This window comes from Pseudomonas sp. C 49-2 (assembly GCF_003970195.1).
GTDB lineage: Bacteria > Pseudomonadota > Gammaproteobacteria > Pseudomonadales > Pseudomonadaceae > Aquipseudomonas > Aquipseudomonas canadensis.
Genome location: NZ_RXYG01000041.1, coordinates 1 through 589, shown reverse-complemented (window position 1 = coordinate 589; position 589 = coordinate 1). Strand labels below are relative to the sequence as shown.

General features: G+C 58.6%; 1 pseudogene. It reads right to left on the bottom strand.

The features are described from left to right. A pseudogene (locus EJ576_RS29635) lies at positions 1-589 on the bottom strand (RHS repeat protein); the annotation flags it as partial.

Here is a 589-nt window from a genome sequence, read left to right as displayed (position 1 = left end):
ACCTGCGTCAGTTGCCCGCGTTTGTTGTAGCTGTACTCAGTCGAATGGCCGTCAGGATCGGTCCTACGCGTAACATCGCCCTGGTCATTACGCTCATACTTCCAAATCGCCTCACCACGCCGCACAACCCGTACGAACCCATTGTCATGCTCGTAGGTCGTCGGCTCATCATTCCCCGGAAACAACGCCACCAAACGTCCGGCTTCGTCGTACTGATACGCCGTGATCGCCCCCAACGGATCTTGCTCAACCGTTAGCCGGCCTTTGTCATCGTAGGATTTGAAGTGCTCAGCGCCGTCAGGATCCACTCGCTGCACCAGCCGCGCCCGCTGGTCATGCACGTAGACTTCCTGGCTGCCATCGGCGTTAAACACCGTGACCTGGCCGTTATCGTCCCAGGCATAGCGCGTGTCCATCTGCGAGAAACTGGCCCAATGCCGGACACATCGCGCCGCCTTGCCAGACCTTTCCCACTCCCAAAAGAAACTCGCCCCACCAGCCAGTCCACGCTCAAGAATGACGTGTTGCTCGTCGTACCGATAAACCTCGCTTTCGCCTACCGCATTGGTCGCAGAAACCAACCGACCCG